The organism is uncultured Porticoccus sp., from assembly GCF_913061305.1.
Classification (GTDB): Bacteria; Pseudomonadota; Gammaproteobacteria; order Pseudomonadales; family Porticoccaceae; genus Porticoccus.
Window position 1 is genome coordinate 357472 of the sequence record NZ_CAJXST010000001.1, and the last position, 18257, is coordinate 375728.

At 60.0% G+C, this 18257-nt stretch carries 22 protein-coding genes; 1 reads left to right on the plus strand and 21 read right to left on the minus strand.

Annotated elements, in window-relative coordinates; all coding sequences use genetic code 11:
• Positions 1 to 13 precede the first annotated feature (13 nt).
• The 21 genes from QZ516_RS01710 to QZ516_RS01810 form a co-directional block, all read right to left on the minus strand.
• Positions 14 to 307, minus strand: coding sequence for a hypothetical protein (locus tag QZ516_RS01710; RefSeq protein ID WP_297185545.1), 294 nt, complete (start codon positions 305 to 307; stop codon positions 14 to 16).
• Positions 308 to 423: 116 nt separating this feature from the next.
• Entirely contained in the window at positions 424 to 1533 is a 1110-nt protein-coding gene (locus QZ516_RS01715; RefSeq protein WP_297185322.1) for a DUF6094 domain-containing protein, read from the minus strand.
• An 80-nt stretch (positions 1534 to 1613) separates the two neighbouring features.
• Positions 1614 to 2267 (minus strand): hypothetical protein, encoded by a 654-nt coding sequence (locus QZ516_RS01720; RefSeq protein ID WP_297185547.1) that lies wholly within the window; start codon positions 2265 to 2267, stop codon positions 1614 to 1616.
• 79 nt (positions 2268 to 2346) lie between these two features.
• Positions 2347 to 2736: a hypothetical protein gene (locus QZ516_RS01725; protein ID WP_297185325.1), complete on the minus strand. Its 390-nt coding sequence runs from the start codon at positions 2734 to 2736 to the stop codon at positions 2347 to 2349.
• 87 nt (positions 2737 to 2823) lie between these two features.
• Complete coding sequence (locus QZ516_RS01730) at positions 2824 to 3426, minus strand: DUF3275 family protein (RefSeq protein WP_297185326.1); 603 nt, start codon at positions 3424 to 3426, stop codon at positions 2824 to 2826.
• Positions 3427 to 3506: 80 nt separating this feature from the next.
• Positions 3507 to 4037, minus strand: a complete 531-nt coding sequence (locus QZ516_RS01735; RefSeq protein ID WP_365332576.1) for an STY4534 family ICE replication protein — start codon at positions 4035 to 4037, stop codon at positions 3507 to 3509.
• A gap of 19 nt (positions 4038 to 4056) precedes the next feature.
• Positions 4057 to 4317, minus strand: a complete 261-nt coding sequence (locus tag QZ516_RS01740) for a hypothetical protein (protein ID WP_297185329.1) — start codon at positions 4315 to 4317, stop codon at positions 4057 to 4059.
• Between the two features lie 64 nt (positions 4318 to 4381).
• Positions 4382 to 5098: an ABC transporter substrate-binding protein gene (locus tag QZ516_RS01745; RefSeq protein ID WP_297185330.1), complete on the minus strand. Its 717-nt coding sequence runs from the start codon at positions 5096 to 5098 to the stop codon at positions 4382 to 4384.
• A gap of 78 nt (positions 5099 to 5176) precedes the next feature.
• Complete coding sequence (locus QZ516_RS01750) at positions 5177 to 5569, minus strand: hypothetical protein (RefSeq protein WP_297185332.1); 393 nt, start codon at positions 5567 to 5569, stop codon at positions 5177 to 5179.
• Positions 5570 to 6308: 739 nt separating this feature from the next.
• Positions 6309 to 8330 carry a DNA topoisomerase III gene (locus QZ516_RS01755; protein ID WP_297185335.1) on the minus strand — a complete coding sequence of 674 codons (2022 nt, stop codon included), beginning with the start codon at positions 8328 to 8330 and terminating at the stop codon, positions 6309 to 6311.
• A gap of 235 nt (positions 8331 to 8565) precedes the next feature.
• Complete coding sequence (locus QZ516_RS01760) at positions 8566 to 8961, minus strand: single-stranded DNA-binding protein (RefSeq protein ID WP_297185337.1); 396 nt, start codon at positions 8959 to 8961, stop codon at positions 8566 to 8568.
• On the minus strand, positions 8958 to 9494 hold the full coding sequence (locus tag QZ516_RS01765; RefSeq protein WP_297185339.1) for a DUF3158 family protein: 537 nt from the start codon (positions 9492 to 9494) through the stop codon (positions 8958 to 8960). The genes QZ516_RS01760 and QZ516_RS01765 overlap by 4 nt, the downstream gene beginning before the upstream one ends.
• On the minus strand, positions 9491 to 10276 hold the full coding sequence (locus QZ516_RS01770; protein ID WP_297185342.1) for a PFL_4669 family integrating conjugative element protein: 786 nt from the start codon (positions 10274 to 10276) through the stop codon (positions 9491 to 9493). Before QZ516_RS01770 ends, QZ516_RS01765 begins: the two co-directional genes overlap by 4 nt.
• 296 nt (positions 10277 to 10572) lie before the next feature.
• The gene (locus tag QZ516_RS01775; protein WP_297185345.1) at positions 10573 to 11772 is read right to left on the minus strand and encodes an STY4528 family pathogenicity island replication protein; all 1200 of its coding nucleotides are present in this window, start codon (positions 11770 to 11772) and stop codon (positions 10573 to 10575) included.
• A gap of 3 nt (positions 11773 to 11775) precedes the next feature.
• A complete protein-coding gene (locus tag QZ516_RS01780; RefSeq protein ID WP_297185347.1) occupies positions 11776 to 12336 on the minus strand; it encodes a DUF2857 domain-containing protein in 561 nt (186 codons plus the stop codon).
• Positions 12337 to 12352: 16 nt separating this feature from the next.
• Positions 12353 to 14095: a ParB family protein gene (locus QZ516_RS01785; RefSeq protein WP_297185350.1), complete on the minus strand. Its 1743-nt coding sequence runs from the start codon at positions 14093 to 14095 to the stop codon at positions 12353 to 12355.
• Positions 14088 to 14327, minus strand: a complete 240-nt coding sequence (locus QZ516_RS01790) for a type II toxin-antitoxin system HicA family toxin (protein WP_297185353.1) — start codon at positions 14325 to 14327, stop codon at positions 14088 to 14090. The genes QZ516_RS01785 and QZ516_RS01790 overlap by 8 nt, the downstream gene beginning before the upstream one ends.
• Complete coding sequence (locus tag QZ516_RS01795; protein WP_297185356.1) at positions 14324 to 15175, minus strand: ParA family protein; 852 nt, start codon at positions 15173 to 15175, stop codon at positions 14324 to 14326. Before QZ516_RS01795 ends, QZ516_RS01790 begins: the two co-directional genes overlap by 4 nt.
• Positions 15176 to 15214: 39 nt before the next feature.
• Positions 15215 to 15430 (minus strand): AlpA family transcriptional regulator, encoded by a 216-nt coding sequence (locus QZ516_RS01800; RefSeq protein WP_297185359.1) that lies wholly within the window; start codon positions 15428 to 15430, stop codon positions 15215 to 15217.
• A 109-nt stretch (positions 15431 to 15539) separates the two neighbouring features.
• Positions 15540 to 16286, minus strand: a complete 747-nt coding sequence (locus QZ516_RS01805) for an ATP-binding protein (RefSeq protein WP_297185362.1) — start codon at positions 16284 to 16286, stop codon at positions 15540 to 15542.
• 432 nt (positions 16287 to 16718) lie between these two features.
• Positions 16719 to 17603 (minus strand): LysR family transcriptional regulator, encoded by an 885-nt coding sequence (locus tag QZ516_RS01810; protein WP_297185365.1) that lies wholly within the window; start codon positions 17601 to 17603, stop codon positions 16719 to 16721.
• A 294-nt stretch (positions 17604 to 17897) separates the two neighbouring features.
• On the opposite strand from QZ516_RS01810, the gene QZ516_RS01815 reads away from it, so the two are divergent.
• The gene (locus QZ516_RS01815; protein WP_297185367.1) at positions 17898 to 18185 is read left to right on the plus strand and encodes a metalloregulator ArsR/SmtB family transcription factor; all 288 of its coding nucleotides are present in this window, start codon (positions 17898 to 17900) and stop codon (positions 18183 to 18185) included.
• The last annotated feature ends 72 nt before the right edge of the window (positions 18186 to 18257 follow it).

Sequence of the window (18257 nt, forward strand, 5' to 3'; positions counted from 1 at the left end):
TGGGAAAAAAGGATCAGTACTCCTCAGGGAGCAGCAGCGTCGTAACACTGCGGTCGCATTCGGTGATGATCCAGAGTTTTAGAGTCGCTGTGATGGGATAGGACGACATCAGCCGATCGCCGTGTTTCAGCGCGGCTTCGTTGGTAGCACGATCCTCTTCACAGAGGTCTCCCCAGTCGCCACGCAAATGGCGCAATAGGTACTGCCTGGGATTGATGACACCCCGTTGGACGACGTCGTTGACGCCTTGGGTCATAACCACTTGACCCGGGTTGAAGCGAACGTGTGATAGTGTTGCCAGTGCCATGATGAATACCTCCTGAAGGTCATGTGAGGGGTCACGGCACCCCACGGGGCGACTGGACCCCAGTGGGTGAATAAACGGCATGGATGAGCGGGCGGCGAGCCGCCTGTGAGTATCGATCAGCGAATGGTCAGGACCTGGCCCAGTGTTGGGGAGCCGGGGGTCATGTCCCACGCGCGGATCACGGGTACGAAGCGATCAGTGAGGATGCGGGTCTCGGCGACCGAGCCGTCATCCCGTTCCTGGTACTCCGTGGTCAAGGATTTCTCCTTGTGAGTATCGCCCTTGACCACCAACACCTTGCCGGTTCTGGAGGTCACCACACCGGACACTGCACCGGCTGCGAGCGCCAGGGCGAGATGCCAGTGCGACAGAGCGCGCGCCGGAGGCCGTGGCGAATGGTGCACGGCGCCCAGATGCGTTTCGAGCGACGGCCACAGCCCTTGCAGGCGCTGCACTTCGTCGGCGAATTGCGCCGGTTCGAGCGTGACACGATAAAAGTGCTCCGGCTCGGCGGGCGATGCTGGAACACAGTAGGGCTGGAACGGCCATACGTCGGGCAACTCCTCGGCTTCGAGGTCACCAAGACCGATTTGCAGCATGAGCTCCCGTGCAGCTCTGGCATCGCCGGGATTCTGCTCGCGTTGCCGAATACGGCGACCAAAGATCACCACCTGCTTGAACTGCGTATCCACCGCACGGTAGAGCCGCAAATCCGCAAAGTGACGGGTCAGCCAACCGACCAGTTCGGCATCCAGCACATAGCCCGGGATGATGAACACCAGCACGCCGTCGTACTGCAGCAGCGGCAAGGTGCGCTGATAGAACAGCTTTTCCAGCCGGGCGCGTCCCTGACCCTGGTAGCCGATGTTGCCATCGACGCCACGCTCAAGGTCGCCATAGGGCGGGTTGAGCCACAACAGCCCGAAGGACTGTCGTGAGATCAGGGTGTCCATCAGATCAGCGTGCAGACACCGGTCGACCAGTTGACGTGCATGGGTCGCGCGCTCGCTGTCGTACTCAACGGCAAACGCCCTCACCTGTTCACGCCCAAGAGCATGGGCGGCTTCAGCGATGGCCACGCCTTCGCCGGCGCAGGGATCGAGGATGGACATTGACCCCCTGGCCGGAGCCAGTGCAGACAGTGCTCGTTCGAGTGTGGGCTCGTCCGTTGGAAAGTAGCCGTTCTTGATAAAGTTGCGGGCAAGCCGCGGAAACATGAGAGCCATGGGTATCTCCTTTGAAATGAAGGAAAGGCATAGTGGGAGAAGACTCGGGCATGCTTGTGCATGCCCGGCATGGAAGCGGTTCAGGCCACCCGCCGTAGCGGTTTGCCAGCGTCCGGCTCGTCCTGTGCAACACCCAGGGTGCCGCAACGGATCAGATCACCCAGTGCTGTGGTCAGCGCCGGGACGTCCAGGCTCAATCGGTGGCCTTCCAGCCGCCCGAGAGCGAAGGGCAGTCGGGTCAGCATTTCCCGGGACTGCAACAGAGCCAGTACCTCGTCGCGCCAATGATCCAGCAAGGGCAATGGACAGGTCTCCCGCACCAGCGCCCACAGGCGTTCGGTATGGTCGAGTCCGTCCCTTGGCAGCAAGGCCAGTGCGCTGGCGTTGGCCTTGTCAGGCTTCACGCAGCGGGTATCGAACAGCCACAGATGCACAATGGAACCGAACAGGGTTCGGCGGAAGGTGCGCGTGGAGCGTTTCTCCAGATGATCCACATTGCCAATGCAGACGGGCACCGAAGCACCCTGATCTGTGATGAGGTGAAATCGATCCAGTCCCTGGTCCGTTCGACCGAGTGTCAGGCGGGCCAGAAACTCCTGAACGGCGGTGTCGCGCGCCCAAAGGGAGAGAAAGATCAGAGTACCGCTGTCGTCAGAGACACAGCCATCGGCCATAAGGTCGGGGCATTCGTCGATGCGATACAGCGGTTGCGGGGATGAAGTGGGCATTGGGATGTCCTCGTGTTTGGAAGAGGCACCCGCGCCCGTTGGGGCGAGCGAGTGCCCCTGGGGGTTGATGATGCTTGGATGACGGTCAGCCGGTCATGGCCACTGACTTTCTGGCATTGCGCCGTGCGTGATGAGCACGTACGCCATCGCGCCAGTCTCGACATTGCTCGGGAGCCATGTCGAGATAGCGCAAGGGGCAGGAGTAGTAGTACGGGTGCATGGCTTCTTCCAGAGGCTTGTGGCCCCAGTCGTTGCCAGACCCCTGCAGCAAGTCGCAGCGGATAAAGGCTGTAGATTCACCGGCATCGAGACCGAAGATACCGGCGACTTTGGCGGTGATGCGCACCACGGACCAGAGCACGTTGCCACGCAGGGCGTGGGCAATGACCTGGTAGTGAGCGCGTTCGCCCTCTTGCGGTTGGATCAGTTCCTGGATCAGTTGAGCGCGGGTTTGCCGCGAGTAGTACCAGCCCATGGCAGGTCTCCTGTGAAAAATGCCGGAGCCCTGCCCATCGGGGCAGTACCCCGGCGGGTGGTGGGAAGTCGCGTCAGCGACGGTGGATCAGGCCGTGAGGCGGTGCCAGTCCTGGGACAGGGGAGCGAACTCGTATCCCATGGCGCCGAGGCGGTCACGTTGCTGGCGCAGCAGTCGACGATCGACCGTGGCATCCAGCTTGACCACATCACCCAGCGGCCAAAGCGCACCGAAGAGTGCGACATCCGCGTTCTCGGTAGCCGCTGTGTCGGGCACGGCGCTGCCGAACGGTGTGGTATCGATCAGCGGGTTGCTGGCCTGGCTGTCTTCTTCTGCTTCGGGGGAAACCGTGGCAGCGGGGACAGGGGCTTGTGCTTCCTCGTCGATCGGGTCGACTTCCTGCGGACTCAGCCGTTTGGCGTCATCACTGCTCAGAAGGTCGATGCTGGACAGAGTCATCCCGCCCAGGTGGGCGCGAATCTCGATGACCATGCGACCGCTGGTGTTGTACGTGGAAGGCCGAATCTCGGTAATGACGAATTCGCCGTCGTACTTGCCTTCGCGGTACTGATCCAGCTCGGCGTTCTTGATAACAAATTCGCCGATGGCGGTGGCAAGGCGACCCACATTGAAGTCACCGTTTCTGCCGTGGATAGTGCGAATGGCCAACTGGCCGGAGAGTGTGATCATGGTTCAGTTCCTCGTGCTGAAGGGTGGGATCAGAAAGCAAAGCGCTGGTCAGGGCTTTGTGGCTCTCAACAAAGCGACTCTCAACAAAGTGACTCGGCTGGCACACTGTCGTCGGCGTCGATATCCGTCGTTACCCCGTCGGATGCCGGGGCATCCTCCACAGGAGCCGGAGTCATCGCAGGCGGCGTGCTGTCATGGGGCACCTCGTCGGTGGCCCTGGGTTCAGCCTTGTACACGAGCTGGCCGTCAACCTTGATCCAGCTGACAAAGAGTAGCCGGGCTTTCAGGCTGACGCCCTGTTCGCCGGCACGATTCCCTTTGGTATAGGTGAAGGTGTCAGTCCACAGATCGCCCAGGCGAAAGCCGATGAGTACCTTGCGTTCGGATTCGACGGCCTGCTGGCAGCGGCGAATCAAGTGCTGGGCTTCGCTGCCGGAAACGCGCACGTCGAAACGGCGGTATTCCGGTGAGTCGCTGGGACCGTTCAGCGCTGCGATATCGCAGGCGAGGAAGGCATCACCTTTGCGGGGCGTCACTTCGCGAATGCGATTGAGATAACCCAGGCCGGTGATGTGCAGGTCAAAATAGGACTTGTCAGATGAAGGGTTCATGGTGAATCTCCAGATGTAATTAACGAACAAGCGGAGACACACCCACCCCGACGGGGAGGTATAACCCCCGCGCGGGTTGATGGATCGGATGATCCTGGTAGTGCTGTGCATCCACCATCCCGAGAGATGGTCGTTCGCGCTGGGGATGCGGTGGCGAACGGGTTGGGTCACGCGGTCGGAACCGCGCCGTAGCCTTGAAGACCCTGGCTACCTGGGCATGTCGCTGACACATCAGCGGGACATGTGGGCAGGGTGGCACCGCATCGGATGGGTCGGCCACACGCAATAGGAATCCGGGTGTATCCAATTATTCGCGAAAAGGAGCCCCTTACGGGGCTCACTGGTCAATCGTCAAAAGTGGGCAAGCCCTCCAGGACGAGGGCATCGGGATCGAAGATCAGAAGGCGCACGTCTGCCACGGCGGCAAGGTGCATGACATCAATCAGAGACTGAGGAGCCTGGGTCTCTATTTGGGCCTGATGCAGTGCCGCTGTTGTACCGCCGCCATCGATAAACCCCAGATTCGTATCGGTCCAGGGAGTGGCGATCAACTTCACACCGACAGCATGGCTGCCTGGAATACGGAAGGCTTCAAACAGCAAGCCGGTCGGTGTAGCCGCATCCGCCAGGTGCTCAAGGTATGCCAGTGCCTGGCTCGGCAAATGACCTGTACTGATTTCCCAGCAACGGCTGTAGTGGCCGGTATCGAAGGTCAGTCGCCGTACGACTTCAAGTGCTGCCTCGTGACTGTAGGTGTCACCGACATGCAGTGGTGTGCCGTACTCATCTGCCGTAATGGCGTAAACCACGGTCTGTACAACACCGATGCCGGTACAGTGATCGTCCAGTTCACTGCTGATATCCTGCCCTTCGGTGACCAGGGCGAAGTCGTCACAGAAGACACAGGGAAAACGATAAACCTGGTCATCAGCGAGGTGAGCCTGTGAGCTATGCAGTGGGAGATAGGTCAGCGGGCAGTCTTCTTCGTAACGGATTGCCAGCAGGCGCTGAATGGATAGGCTTTGATAGCCTCTGATAAAGGGATTGTTGATGGGGATCATGGATATGCTCCAGTAGAGGAAAGGTGGGGCCAATCCCCCACTGGGGTACAGACCCCAGGGGTTGAAGAAAATGGGCTGTTACCAGCCGGTGTAGTTCAGAATCAAGTCGGCAATGACCTGGCGTCGGTCCAGATCCAGGCCGCCCAGATCGGACAAGCCGTGGACGCCAACTCGTTCGAGCAACGCACCGCCAATTTCGGCGTTGTAGAAGCTAACCAGGGTCGCCAGAAAAACACGCTCGCCGGAGCTCATCACATCGATGGCATGGTCGATGGTTTCCAGGTTTGGGCACAGCTCCCACTTGTCCTGGGCCTGATCGATCTGGGCTTGGGTGCCCATGCCGAACAAGGCGGGGCTGAGCAATTGGACGCCGCGTTTCCAGGCGCGAAAGAAGGCGTCGGGCGCTTGCGCAAAATGCCGATCATTGCGGGCAATCTGTTCCAGCATTGCCTGGTTGCTGATGGTGTTCATGAGGAGGGTGCTCCCGATGGTTGAGAATCATGGGTATGTCCGTGGATAGTCGAAGCATCGTCGCCCTGATGGGGCGATCGTCCGCGAAGTGATGCGTGGCGGACTGGTTCGGTCGTCCCGGCATCGCCAGGATGCAGCCTTGATGACCGGAGCTGCCTGGGCATGGTGCTGATCGGAATCAGCGACGCATGGGGCAAGGCTCCAATGTCCTGTGGCTGTTGGCGATGGAAAATCCGTGATGGGATGCACCCTATTTTGGCGGGTGAGCAGGTGGATTGGGCGTGAAAGCGAGAAAATTCGCCGAAGGCCGGAACCTTCGGCACAGAGGACGTTGCCACCGGTGGGCTTTGCAGGGTCGGGTCGTCGTCGGAACCTGGCACTGCGTCAGCATGCACACCCGGCCCGTGTCGTGGCTGGGGCCGGTATCCTCTGGCACACATCCGCGCACAAAGGGAGCCCGTTGTTTCACCGGTGGGCGCCGGTACCGAATACCGCTGACCCCGCAGGGTTTCCTGACGGCTCGCAGGCCGCCAATACCGGAGTGGAAGCCGTCAGGAAACCCCGCGTGAGCAGCACATACCGATAGGGATGACCTCCCGGTTGGCGTGATCAAGGAACAGGGGCCTTCTCGCCGGTGAAGTCTCTCACCGATCGCGCACGCCGGGACAGAAGGTTGGGCATGCTGGGCACCGCACGGGTGCTGGGGGGTTGAGTAAAACCTCGTGGTGCAAAAAGCCGCTCACGACGTTCGGGTGGATGAGTGCCTGGCCCTGCGTCCGCGACTCTTGGGCTTGGTCTGCTGCACCGGCAGACTGCCTTTGCATTCCGGGTATTGGCTACAAGACCAGAAAGCGCCGTTCTTGCCGCGCCTTGGGTGTGTGGCCGCACCGCATTGCGGGCAGGCTGGACCTTCCGGCTGTGTGATCGTCAGGGCGACGCTTCGATATTGCTGCACCAGTTGAGCCACCCAGGTGGATTGCTTGTCGATGAAATCCTCCAGCGTCATCTGGCCTGATTCGATCATTTCCAGCGCCTGCTCCCAGACGGCGGTGGTGCCGGGGTCGGCAATCGCGCTGGGCACGGCATCAATCAAGGTGAAAGCCGCCTCGGTCGCCCGGATCGACTTGCCCTTTTTGGCGATGTAGCCGCGAGCCAGCAAGCCGTTGATGATGCCAGCGCGGGTGGCTTCGGTGCCGATGCCGGTGGTCTCCTTCAGCTTTTGCCTGAGCCGCGGGTCGGTCACCAGCCTGGCCACGCCTTTCATGGCCTTGATCAGTTCGCCCTGGGTATAGGGTCTTGGCGGCTGTGTCTCGAGCGCCTTCAGCTCGATCTGCTCCAGCGTACACAGGGTGTCTTTTGCCAGTGCGGGCAATGGTTGGCTTTGCGTACCATCCTGCTCCGGTTCTCTATTCGTTTCGTTACCCTGGCCAGGCATGACCCGATGCCAGCCGGATTCAATCACCTGCTTGCCCACGGCTCGCAGCGATTGGCCGGCAGCCTTGAGCTGCACATGGGTGCGGTCAAACTCATGGTGCGGCAGGAACTGGGCCAGATAATGCGCCCGGATGAGTCGGTAGACGGCCAGCTCCTTATCCGATATGGCACTGAGCTTGACCGGCTCCAGCGTGGGGATGATGCCGTGGTGCGCTGTGACTTTGCTGTCGTTCCAGGCACGTGAGCGGAGCCGGCTGTCCAGTCCGTCGACCAGGGATCCCAACGTCGGATCGGAGACCGCCAGGGCCTCAAGAACAATAGGCACTTCCGCCCGCATACTCTCGGGCAGGTAGCCGCAATCACTGCGCGGATAGGTCGTTGCCTTGTGTGTCTCGTAAAGTGCCTGGGCGATATCGAGGGTCTCCTGCACATCCAGCCCCAACGACCGAGAGCAGATTTCCTGCAGCGTGCTCAGGTCAAACGGCAGTGGCGGTGCTTCGCGTACACGCTCCGTTTCCATCTGGGTCACCGTGGCTTCACGGCTCTGGCGCAGGGCATTGGCGGCAGTTTGTGCCACGGATTCCTGCAAGCACCGATCTGCTTCGTCGGTACTGTCCTCGGGCGCTAACCAGCTCGCCTTGAATGAACGCCCACCCTGGGCAAGCGTGGTCTCGATAGCCCAGTAGGGCACAGGGACAAAACGCTCAATGGATCGGTCGCGATCCACCACCAACTTCAACGTGGGCGTCTGAACTCGGCCTACCGAGAGCACGCCGCTGTAGCCCGCCTGCTGGCCGAGTAGTGTGAACAGTCGGCTCAGGTTCATGCCAATCAGCCAGTCCGCCCGGGAGCGCGCCAGGGCCGAGTGGTACAGCGGCAGGGTCTCCGTTCCCGGCTTGAGAGTATCCAGCGCTTTGCGGATGGAGGCGTCGTTCAGTGCCGACAACCAGAGCCGCCATATCGGGCCTCGGTAGCCGCACAGGTCGAGAATCTCGCGGGCAATCATTTCGCCCTCACGGTCGGCGTCGGTGGCGATCACCAGTTCGTTGGCTTGGCCGATAATCCGCTTCACAATCTGGAATTGCGCCTTGGTCGAGGCTTTGACCTCGATGCGCCAGTGCTCCGGAATAATGGGCAGTTGCTCAATTGACCAGCGCCGGTATTGCTCGCCGTAGGCTTCCGGGGGCGCGGTTTCGAGCAAATGACCGATGCACCAGGTTACCGTAATGCCTGATCCAGTGTAGCAACCGTTGCCGCGCTGTCGGGCACCCAGCACGCGGGCGATGTCCTTACCCTGGGACGGTTTCTCGCACAGATAGACGCGCACACTGCAGCTCCTTGGGTGTTATGGGTTGGCCCAGCGACTCAATTGACGACAGGATGGCGAGTCAGGGCGGATTTGGCTGTACACAACCCGATTCGCCGACGCTCCGGGTTTTCGGCTTGGCACGGGCGATAGGGCGAATGGCGGTTGATGGACGTCCGCGGTTCTATGCCACTGGCACAATCGGCGTTGGCGCAAAGTGAGCGGCGGAGAGCTGGTGCAGCCGCTCACGGTTCTTTTACGCTTCGGCATGCTGCTCAGCAACGGGCTCTTTGGGTGCCAGGGTTACGCGCTCGACGCGATACGGCAGGATGCCGACTCGGCGGGCCTCGATCTTGAAGGTGACGCGCTCGTTCTCTTCGGCGTCCTCCCACTCGTCTCGTACGGTCCGGCCTTCCACCAGCACGCGCATGCCCCTCTGGTACAGCGTTTGCCAGTGCTCGGCATCGCGGTGCCACAGCTCCACCGGTGCCCAGAATCCGCCCCGATCCTCGAAGCCATCTTTGGTGGGCACAGGATTGTCGAAGTAGATGTTCAGGCGCAGCAGACGACGGGGTTCGTCGTTGCCGTTGTTGAACGCCCGGTACTCTGGTGTAGAGCCGATATTGCCCTCGCCTAAAAAACGTGTGCTCATGGTGTCCTCTCCTGGGTCAAGACGTGTTGCCGGATGCGGCGGTGGTAAACGGTTTGAGCCCGCTGGATTTTGGCTGCGCAGTCCACGGCCTGGCGGGCAATACTGTGAGTGAGACTGATCTGCATGTTCAGGGTGATCCGCTGCAGCTCCATGGCGTAGAGATCGTCGATCAGGGCGGCTGGGGTGGCTGGATCTGCGATTAGCCCCTCCCACAGCGCGACGCCCATGGAGGACCGGTCGAGGTTGCGCCAGCGCAGGAAGGTAGTCCCCGCTCCCGTGGTCTGCTGGGCCAGTTGCACACTCAACCAGTTGAAGGGTGAACGGCGGGCCTGGGACAGAATCTGCCGCTGCGCCAGGTTGATCAGGCCATCACGCAGAGTGAAACATTGGCTGGCCCAGACCTCCAGACTCCCCTTACCCTTAAAAGGTTTTAAAAGGCCTTTTAGGTAGGCTGCATGTTCCAGCTGCTGGAAGGCCGCCTGTTCCAGGGGCGAAAATCGATGTGGTGAACGGGTGAAGGCGGGTGTCGTCATACCGGTGCCTCTTCGTCTGGTGAAACATCCTCGCTGGCGTCACCGGCGTCTTCTGTCCTATCGGCGGCCTCATCGGCAACGGTGTTTTCTGGGGCTGACGTGTTCCGCGATGATCGGCGGCTCATTGGCGGCGCGAAGCGCGAACGGCGTGTACCTTCGAGCACGTCCTGGGGCAGCTCACCGAACTTTTCCCTGGCCGCCCGTGCCGCCGCATTATTGGCCGCGAAGTCGTCGCGGCAGGCGCCGGAGTAGCGGTACTGCTGAGCCAGCGAAAACAGGCTGCGCAGCGCATGACCCCCATCGTTGAGCCAGCGCTCCAGGGTGCTGCGGTCTATCAATGCGGTGTGATGTGCCAGGATCAGGCGGCGTGCCAGATCGTCGTAGTCGGCCAGTAGATAGACCGCCATGAAGCCCAGCTGGGCATTGACGAACAGGGGCAGCTTGACGGGCTGCACGTTGAGGTTTTCTCCCAGACTGAGGGCTGCGGGCACATCCGCCAGGGCCTGATCCACCTGTTCGCGCAGGGTCTGCAGGCGTGTCCGGGTATCGTTGATCTTGTCCTCGATGCGCAGCATCCACCAGTCCGAGTAGGGATCGTCCTGCTCTGAGCCGCGCTTGAGCTTGTTCATGATGGACAGGAAGCCGTTGAGTCCGATGATGCCTGGCTTGCCGTCCGACGCAGCACGACCGTGCCAGATGCGGGAGGCGTGGTGAGTATGCAGCGTGAGTGCCATCGCGCTGCGCAGCGATCCGAGGTTGAGTTGCAGAGATTCGTTGGCCATGTGAGCGACTCGCTGTGGAAGATCGAGTCGCCAGCATCGGCAACGGCGGGAAGGCTGTCAGTAAAGAAACCGCACCCATTCGCCGCCCGTTTGAAATACCAGGTGTGATTGAGGCAGTGACCGGGTGGGGGGTAGGTGAGGAAGGCTGCGTGTTCCGGTTATGCCACTGGCATAATTCCTGTCAGGCTTTGTTGAAGATCGACTGCGGGCGGGCGAGGTGTGCCCTTGCTGGCTCAGGGTCTGTGTCCGGGTTGGGGAGGGCCGTGTGTTCCATTATGCCACTGGCATAATCGGTATCAGCCTTTTTGGAAGATTGCCTGTAAGCGAGCGATATGGGCTTTCACCTGCTCAGGGTCTGAGGGCTGGGTGGGTCCCGTACTCTCGCCGTCGATGTGTGGCGCCGATCGCTCAGCCTTGAACTCCTTGATTGGATCGACCCCTGCCCAGGCATGGAACTCGCCTCGGATCGCTTTCTGGATCAGGCCAAACAGGTAATTGACCGGTTTCTTGATGTAGCTGTCGCAGCAGCGAACGTCCCACTCATCGATCACCGGCTGTTGCAGTTCTCTGTCGACCTTCCTCAATGCGAGCAATGCGCCAGCTTTCTGCTCATCGTCGAGACGATCAAACCGCGGTGGCAGATTCAGATGTAGCAACTCGTTCAGTACTGTACGTACATTACTATTTTTAATACTTCTTTTACGTACAGTACTACTGTTCGTCGGAATCGGAAGAATGCCGTCAGCCGGGCCTTTGCGGCCCGATTCCGATTTCGAAGAGGGCTCGTCGTAATCCCGAAGAAGGGCCTGAGCGCTCTCTTCGGTTTTAGAGTTATCCACAGGCTCGATCTTGGTGGCGTCGCCGTGCCAATTTTGCCCTGCCAGGCGCTCCGCCATGACCTGCAGGCGCGAGGGCAGCGTCCGGCCGCTGATCAACGGGTCTTCGGTGATTTCTCTGAGTGCGTTGGTGCCGACGATCCGTACAGCCTTGGCGGCATGGGTCAGCGCCTGGCTGACCAGCCCCAGGTACTCGGTATCGAGTTGCATGGCCTCGAAGGGTGACAGGGGTTCGTCATGGAGCACATACAGGTTACCCAGCAGGCGTCCAGATCTGGGGTCACGTCGTCGCCGGACCAGGCTGAGCCAGCGGGTCAAGCGTAATTGGGTCAGCGCTCTGGCGACGGTTTCGTGGGACGCTTTGGCTGTGCACGGCATGGACGCCAGGTAGGGTCGCAGGCGCTCATAGGTGGGGAAGGCGGTTATGCCGTCGTCGTTCAGCAGCAGGCGAAAGACCTGCCAGGCATTGCGCTCCAGGGGGGTCAAGCGGCGATCGAGAAACAATGCTCTGGGCACGCTTTCGTGGCGGTTGCCGCTGAACAGGAAGCCGTCCTGCGCGGTGAATGTGGCCGGGCGCGTGTCTAAGCGTTGAGCTGCGTCATCCAGAAGCGTGGTTAGCGCAGCGGGGCCACTGTCGCGGCCCGGTGTTTCGCTGGCCATGGGTCACACCAGACCCTGGTCGATCCAGGCATTGATCGTTGACCACAGGACGGAAGCGGGCAAATTGAGGTCTTCAGCAAGATCCAGCGTAAGGTCGAGCAAGGCCATGGGGTCATCCAGGGCGATACCGCGCTGTTTGACCTCGGGGTCCCATCGTCGCCACAGTTCGGTGTCCTGTTCCTCGCTCAATCCGGGATGGCGGCCTTTACGCTTGGGCAGGCCGAGAATGTCACGGCGCAAGGCGACTTCCTGATGCGTCAGGCCGTAGAACTTGCTCACCATCTCGGTACTGGCGCCCAGGCGCAGCATGCGATCAACCGCGGCGATTTCTTTCTCGACGTCCGCTACCTGGCGCAACAGGCGCTGCAGCACTTCGCGGTTGACGGTGACGGAACACCAGGGCACGGAGGCATTGATCAGTACGCTGACCAGGGCGGGGTGCTTCAATGCGCCCAGTTCCTGTTCGCCGAACCCCATGGCTTTGCAGCGCCGCAGCTGGCCGTTGCGCAGATCATGCAGTGCCTGCGCAATCACAGCCTGGTTGAGTGGGTGGGGTGCCGACATGCTGCCTCCTGGAACGCTATGAACCCCCGGGGGGTGTGAGTTCGGTGCCAGTACCCGACTCCAGCTCCACCAATCGACGTGACAGCCGCAGCAGGCGGAACAACTTGACCAGACCGTTATCGCTCAGCCGCGATAGTGAATCGTGATGGGTGCCTTGACGCCCCTGCAGCAGAGGCCCCAGCAAGTCCAGTAGCCGCAGATTGTCGATGCCACCGGTGGGCGGGCTTGATGAGTGGAAGCCTGCACTCAGCGCATGCAGCAGGGTAAGGACTGCGCGCCCCATCAGCGGCATCACGTGACCATCAACGGAAAGTGCCTGCAAATCGCAGTGGAAGCCGATCCCCGTATCGGTTGGCTGTATGTGGTGGGCTTGTCCTGTCTCATGGGCCATTTCGGTGGCGAACTGGGCAATATGCACACGCAGGCTGTCGGATACGTCCAGACCGGGCTCGATGTACCAAACGTCCGTGATGGGGTAGAGCCCTCCAGCCTGGACTGGGATTGCCTGCAGAACGGTCGACTCGAAGTCCGGCTGTGTGTTGCCTGTTTGGTCCGCCAGCAGGCGCTGGATGTCCTGGAGTCGGTCGGTGGTTGTCGCTGGCGTGACCACATGGGCCTGAAGTCGCTCGTTGTCGGGCGCAGCCAACACAGGACTGCCGATATCGTTGGCCGATGAATCAGGACGTTCCGGAGGTGGAGACTCCTTTACGTTCGCCGGTTTAGGTGTTGTAGGTGCTGTGTCAGTCCCTTGTTCGCCTGCCGGGGGCGCCGGGGGTTGTGGCTGTGATTTACCTGGGCTCTGCTCGATGGAGCGAGGGGCAGGATCGTCTGCGGCAGGGCGTTGTTTGAGGGCTGCACCGGCTGACGTCAGGCGGTTGCGAACATCAGATTCCGTGATATCCAGGGTCAGGGTGTCGTAGTCGACCTGCAGGAGTTCGGCCATCTGTCCAATCAATTCGTCCTGGATGCGCCTGACCGAGAAACCCTCCGCGTCGCTGTCGAAGGTTGCGAGCACATCGTGGAACAGGCTGGCAAATGCCATTTCCGCGCCGCGGCTCATACTCAGCGCTTCCCATGTCCTCTCGCTGGACTTGCGCAAGGCGGTCAGCCGCTCGATCTGTGGCCGTCCCAAACCGCTATAGAGCACGGTGGGGATGGCGGGAAGCAGATAGAGCACGGCATCCTGCATGCGACTGATGTGGGGTTGGGTGATGGGATAACCGTCCGCAGAAAGGCGCCGGGCCAGTTCGGTTTGTGTCAGTGTGATGCCCGATTCGACCTCGTACAGCTCACGGGCTTTCTCGATACCCAGAGCGCGCTCAATGAAGGTCAGTCCCCCGTGCAATTCGTTCTCGGCCAAGTGCCCAGTGAGGGCGACAATTTCACCGCGCTCCGGCCAGGGGCGGAACAGACACTGGATGCGAAAGAATGTCTCGTCTTTCGTCTCAGTCCACAGCTCATTCAGGATTGCCAGACGGGTATTGCCGCCGTTGCGGATAATGTAATGGCTTTCGCCGGGCCGGCGGGTGATGGCCGGTGGCGTATCAAGCCCGCGCTTTCGTATGGATTCCTTGAGCTCTTCGTAGCGGGGGTTGCGAGTGACTCGCGGGTTTAGGTCATACGGCAGCAGTTGCTCCAGGGTCACGGTCATAGGTGTGTCGGCGATGGGATCGCTTAACGCCTCTGCGTCAGGGCCACTGCGTCGGAACTGATCGGCCAGTAATTTGCTGGCCATGTCTTTGGAGGTGAGGTCAGCCATCGTGGTCACACTCATCGGCAAAGCGGGTTTCTCGCCGCATGCGTGCCAGTGCGCTGCGGGTGGCACGATGGTCGCTCGACGTTGAGCCGGTGTAGATCGGTGGCAGTCCGGGTTTGGTGAGTTTCAAGTGACCCCCACCGGTACGCTCTACGTGCCAGCCTTCGGCTTGGGCAAGTTCGATTAGTGGTTTGAGGCGCTTATAGCCACGCGAGGGAATCGGCAAGCGGGTCATGAGGCAGTCCTCCGGTGGGCTCCAGCTTGCAGTCGGCTAAATGCCGGTTGCCAGGCAGGCAGCAGCTCGCAGGCCAGCGCGCGCATGGTGTCAAGGGCGGCAGGCGTGATCCGTCCTTTGGGCCGACGGTATTCCACCCGGTGAACGGGCAGTGCCTGGGTCGAGGCGCGTGGGTAGGCTTCAATGGCCGGGATGCTGGTATCGAGCGCAACGATGCCAGGTTCGTTGGCAAACAGGTCGCGCAGTGCCTGCTGGATCACCCGTGCATTACTGGAGACCGGATGAGCCCGGTTGATAAGCAGGTGCAGGGATGGCGGTTCGATGCCAAGGCGCTGGTAGGGGGCGATATCCTGCATCAGCTGCAGGGTGCCGCGTCGAAATTCCCGTGCCGCCAAAATCTCTGGCGTGACCGGCGAGAGGGCAATATCGGAGGCCAGTACCGCCATCTCCAGCAGAACACTCCTCGCGCCCTGGGTATCGATCAGCAGCAAATCATAATGAGGACGGAACACTGGTAGCAGATTGCGCAGGCGCAGCCGTCCATCGGGCGCGTGAAGCAGCAGTGTGTTCAACTGACCCTTGTCGTCATTGGACAGTACCAGGTCCAGGCCGTCGATGGCGGTGTGGGATACCAGGTGAGAACGATCCTGTTCATTGAAGGCCAGCAGCTCATAGATACCGCCTGGTGCGTGGGACCGTAGGGTGAAATAGCTGGACAGGGTTGGCTGGACATCCAGGTCGAGCAGTAGCACCCGCAGTCCAGCATCAGCCGCGATGCCGCCCAGATTGGCGGCCGTGGTGGTTTTGCCCACCCCGCCCTTGGTTGAAATAATGGAAACGACCTGCATGACTATCCTCCTCACAGGGTTGCGTTCGAGAAGGCTGGGTCAGGTACGGTCGTTGAGGCGCTCTTCGATCCACTGGTCGATCTCGGCGGCATCCCAGCCAACGGCGCGGACGCCGAGGCGAAGCGCCTTCGGGAACTTGCCGGCTTTCATCAGGTTGTAGATATGCGCGCGCTTGAAGCCGGTCTTGGCTTCGACTTCCGGACGGCGGAGGATGCGGCGTTCAGTGCGAAAGGCCTGGGTCGTCTGTGTAGACATGGTAAGCACTCCTGTACGCTCAATAGCGCGGTGAAGAATGTGCTGCCCATTCAATGCCAGCTGGATGGGATTGACACTGCAATTGCAGGTTCCAGGACTGCAGTTGCAGTCACTCTGCCTCGTCGCCGACGTGACGCTTGGCGGCACTGAACTTCGACCAGAGTGTCCGTTCACTGATGCCGGGGTGCCCTGGATAATAGGCCAGAAGGGCGCTGATGATGGAGGCGGTGGTGTCGAAGGAGGAGTAGCGCTTTCCGCTCGGGGACTTACCCAGCAGCAGGGTCAGCAGACCGCCGATAATGCTCAAGTACGTAGACTCGCCACGGGGCGAGAGGGTCTTGTCCTCTCCCGTCCCACAGCTCGCTTTTTCGCTGAGCAAACGGTGCTGATCCTGTAGTGCTTTGAAGGACTGCTCCAATTCCGTGAATCGCAGCTTGAGCGCCTCGCGATCAATCAGCAGGGCCTGCAAGTTGTCCAGGTTGATGGCGGAATGCAAGTGGCGCTCGATGCCTTCGAACAGGAATTCTGGTTTTTGGTCAGGGTAGTAATGAGTCATCCAGGCTTTCAGGTCCACGTGCCTGACGGTGAGGTCGGGCTGGGTCAGCAGCGTTGGATCATCGCAGGTGATGCCGGATTTCCCGTAAGGTAGCTCACCGTTACGGAAGGCGTCGTAAAGTCGCTCCAGGTTCAGCCTCAGCATCGGCCAGCGGGGAAAGTCATTTACATCCAGAACGATCTTGTCGCCCAGGGTGTTGAGTATGCGGGCCTCGAATCGTACGAGACCGCTCCAGCGGATTGCCGCCTCAATGGGGCGATAGAATACTTTTGAGTGCTGCGTTTGGTTGGACTTCCCCATGTCTCATCCCAGCCACTTGGCCTCCTGGCGTTAGCTCAACAGGTCACCTGCCCACAGGCTTTCCGGCTCTGACTGGCTGGGCGGTGATGCAACGCTGGGGAGTGTGACGCGAATGAGAGCTAGAAATAACGGTGTATATGGACTGCTGCACCGCCTCATTGTTGTCAATCAACGTATGCCGCCGAGACAACGGCTTCCCCATCGTTGGTCACGAGTTTTCGAAGCGATCAGGCGGCTGTAAAGACCTGATAGGTCAGTGGTGTTGTTCGAGGGGAAAATGCAAACTTCTAGATCAGCGGTGTCTGGCATGTGATCAGAAAAATTGCAGGTTGTGTCACAGAATCCTGGCGGTGGTCTCGAGTTTTGTCATAATGTCGATGCTTTTCGTATCTTGAGGCAGATATAAAAAGAATGGCAGCGGGTGCAGCGGGTTTAATTGCTGACGTAATTGACCCGTCGGATAAAGTTTCTCAGTTGCTTCGATGGCTCATTGTCTGGTCGCAGCAAGTAGGTCGTCAATATAAAAGTGTTGTCAGCCAGGGGTCTCGTGACGACGTCTTTGTGGTGTGATACTTCTGCGTGTGCCGTCGTGGAAAAGCCCACTCCATATCCTGCGGCGACCAGTGTAAGCATCAGGTCATGGGTAGATACTCGCTCGGCAACGACAGGGCTCTCATTGCTCGATTGGAGCACTTTGTCCAGTTGTTGGCTGCATCCTTCGCAATTCTGTGGATCACACAGAACCAGGGGGTATCTCATTACTTCCTGGAGGGGCACGTGTTTGTGCGTCAGCAAAGGGTGTCTTGCCGGCATGGTAACCACGAGAGGGTCGTGCCAGACAGGCTCGGCGAGAATCCCGTCGTCGACTTCATCGGCGAGCGCCAGCCCGGCGTCGTACAAGTCATTACGCAGTCCCAGCAGTTGCTGTGAGAAGGGCATCTCCGACAAACGAATCTCGACTTCGGGTTCTTCTTCTCGACAGCGGGCGAGTAGCATGGTCAAACGACTGCGTGCGATGCCATCGGAGAGCGCAATGCGCAGCTTGCCGCGATAGCCGGAGGCCGCTGCTTTGGCATTGGCTTTCGCCTGATCCAGGCAAAGCAGGACTCGGCGAGCATCTTCAAGGAAGACCTCGCCAGCCCAAGTCAGTCGTGCTCCACGTGATGTTCGCTCAAGCAGCAGCACGCCGAGCTCGGTTTCCAGGTTCTTGATGGTCCGAGAGAGGGGTGACTGCTCGATATGAAGGCGCTCGGCCGCACGACTGAAATGCAGCTCTTCGGCGACGGCAATGAAATAGCGTAGATGGCGTAACTCCATGTCAAACATCCTCCCTGTACAACGCCACCATCAATGCGATCCTTGGGCCAGACCGGTTAAACGCTGCCTGGCGGATCGACTTGTCGTGCCGGTTCCTCCCCCCTGGCTTAAGCTGACGTCTGGTAGGCGTCAGCTGGTGGTGAAAGCAGTCAATAGGACAGCAGTTCTCTATACGCTTGGAGTCCGCGATGGGGAGTCCACTGCGGATCGCTTTTACCTTGTCGCGCCCAGTGATGTCATTGTGTTGACGTGTTAAGTATTGACTTAATTAAGCTCTTTCAACAATATCACAGAATGAACAGCTTTTCTGCCATTGCCGACCCTACGCGTCGAAGAATCATGGAGTCTCTGGCGCAGGGTCCCCTTTCGTCGGGAGAAATCGCTGGGTTGTTCCAGATATCGGCCCCAGCAGTATCCCAGCATTTGAAAACTTTGCGCGAGGCGGGGTTGGTTCAGGTGCGTATTGAAGCTCAGTGGCGGATCTATGAGTTGGACAGGGAGGGGGTTGATAAACTGGTTGCGTGGGTGAGCATGCTTAGCTCCTCGGAAATGGCTGGCTGTGACTACAGAAAACATTATTGATAGTGTGCTGAGGATTTGGTTAAAGGATATCAATCGGTAGGTTTTGTGTGAGGGTTCTGGTTGACATGAATG

Excerpts from the sequence above, each read along its gene's own strand:
- QZ516_RS01795 (WP_297185356.1), bottom strand. The coding sequence starts at position 15,175 with ATGCAGGTCGTTTCCATTATTTCAACCAAGGGCGGGGTGGGCAAAACC.
- QZ516_RS01760 (WP_297185337.1), bottom strand. The coding sequence starts at position 8,961 with ATGAGCACACGTTTTTTAGGCGAGGGCAATATCGGCTCTACACCAGAG.
- QZ516_RS01800 (WP_297185359.1), bottom strand. The coding sequence starts at position 15,430 with ATGTCTACACAGACGACCCAGGCCTTTCGCACTGAACGCCGCATCCTC.
- QZ516_RS01745 (WP_297185330.1), bottom strand. The coding sequence starts at position 5,098 with ATGATCCCCATCAACAATCCCTTTATCAGAGGCTATCAAAGCCTATCC.
- QZ516_RS01750 (WP_297185332.1), bottom strand. The coding sequence starts at position 5,569 with ATGAACACCATCAGCAACCAGGCAATGCTGGAACAGATTGCCCGCAAT.
- QZ516_RS01775 (WP_297185345.1), bottom strand. The coding sequence starts at position 11,772 with ATGGCCAGCGAAACACCGGGCCGCGACAGTGGCCCCGCTGCGCTAACC.
- QZ516_RS01790 (WP_297185353.1), bottom strand. The coding sequence starts at position 14,327 with ATGACCCGCTTGCCGATTCCCTCGCGTGGCTATAAGCGCCTCAAACCA.
- QZ516_RS01710 (WP_297185545.1), bottom strand. The coding sequence starts at position 307 with ATGGCACTGGCAACACTATCACACGTTCGCTTCAACCCGGGTCAAGTG.
- QZ516_RS01735 (WP_365332576.1), bottom strand. The coding sequence starts at position 4,037 with ATGAACCCTTCATCTGACAAGTCCTATTTTGACCTGCACATCACCGGC.
- QZ516_RS01730 (WP_297185326.1), bottom strand. The coding sequence starts at position 3,426 with ATGATCACACTCTCCGGCCAGTTGGCCATTCGCACTATCCACGGCAGA.
- QZ516_RS01815 (WP_297185367.1), top strand. The coding sequence starts at position 17,898 with ATGAACAGCTTTTCTGCCATTGCCGACCCTACGCGTCGAAGAATCATG.
- QZ516_RS01805 (WP_297185362.1), bottom strand. The coding sequence starts at position 16,286 with ATGGGGAAGTCCAACCAAACGCAGCACTCAAAAGTATTCTATCGCCCC.
- QZ516_RS01725 (WP_297185325.1), bottom strand. The coding sequence starts at position 2,736 with ATGGGCTGGTACTACTCGCGGCAAACCCGCGCTCAACTGATCCAGGAA.
- QZ516_RS01765 (WP_297185339.1), bottom strand. The coding sequence starts at position 9,494 with ATGACGACACCCGCCTTCACCCGTTCACCACATCGATTTTCGCCCCTG.
- QZ516_RS01780 (WP_297185347.1), bottom strand. The coding sequence starts at position 12,336 with ATGTCGGCACCCCACCCACTCAACCAGGCTGTGATTGCGCAGGCACTG.
- QZ516_RS01810 (WP_297185365.1), bottom strand. The coding sequence starts at position 17,603 with ATGGAGTTACGCCATCTACGCTATTTCATTGCCGTCGCCGAAGAGCTG.
- QZ516_RS01715 (WP_297185322.1), bottom strand. The coding sequence starts at position 1,533 with ATGGCTCTCATGTTTCCGCGGCTTGCCCGCAACTTTATCAAGAACGGC.
- QZ516_RS01770 (WP_297185342.1), bottom strand. The coding sequence starts at position 10,276 with ATGGCCAACGAATCTCTGCAACTCAACCTCGGATCGCTGCGCAGCGCG.
- QZ516_RS01785 (WP_297185350.1), bottom strand. The coding sequence starts at position 14,095 with ATGGCTGACCTCACCTCCAAAGACATGGCCAGCAAATTACTGGCCGAT.